The organism is Mycobacterium talmoniae, assembly GCF_001854525.1.
In the GTDB taxonomy this organism is placed as follows: Bacteria; Actinomycetota; Actinomycetes; order Mycobacteriales; family Mycobacteriaceae; genus Mycobacterium; species Mycobacterium talmoniae.
The window spans coordinates 1-561 of sequence record NZ_MLQM01000376.1; the positions used below are offsets into that span (position 1 = coordinate 1).

The following is a 561-nucleotide window of genomic DNA, read 5'->3' on the forward strand; positions in this document are numbered from 1 at the left end:
ACCTGATCCCGGATCGCGCACCCAACTCACCCGGGCGCCCAGCGCACTACCCGGCATGGGTAATGGTCATCCACAAAGTCCTGCATGGCGCGTTCGGCAGCGCTAGCCACGCCAGCCGCATCATGGCAAACCCCGAGTACTGGCAGATCATCTGCCGCCAGGCCACCGCCCACGGAAAAACTGCCCGCACCACACCGCCGCGACGGCATCACCACACCTACGCCCAGGACCGCCTCGACACCCACATCGACGCCCTGCACCAAGGGCTGATCGACACCGCCGCCACACTCGCCCGCGAACTCAACTGCCTCAACCCACACAGCCCCGTCTCACGGACCAATCCAGCTCGCGGACAATTCATCGTCGGCGACGGCACCGTCGTCGCCGCACCCGAACGCAAATCCACCATCGAGAAGAAAGCAGCCAACGGCACATCCACCGTCAACGCCCACCTCGAAGTCCAAAACGGCGACGACACACCAGAATTCCGCTACGGAACTAAATTCGCCATCATGAGCACACGCCCCGACAACACCCGCAACCTGCGCGTCGTCCTCGACA

General features: G+C 63.8%; 1 pseudogene. It reads left to right on the forward strand.

Annotation, left to right across the window (positions count from 1 at the left end):
* Nucleotides 1-62: 62 nt before the first annotated feature.
* Nucleotides 63-561, forward strand: a pseudogene (locus tag BKN37_RS27450) (hypothetical protein); the annotation flags it as partial.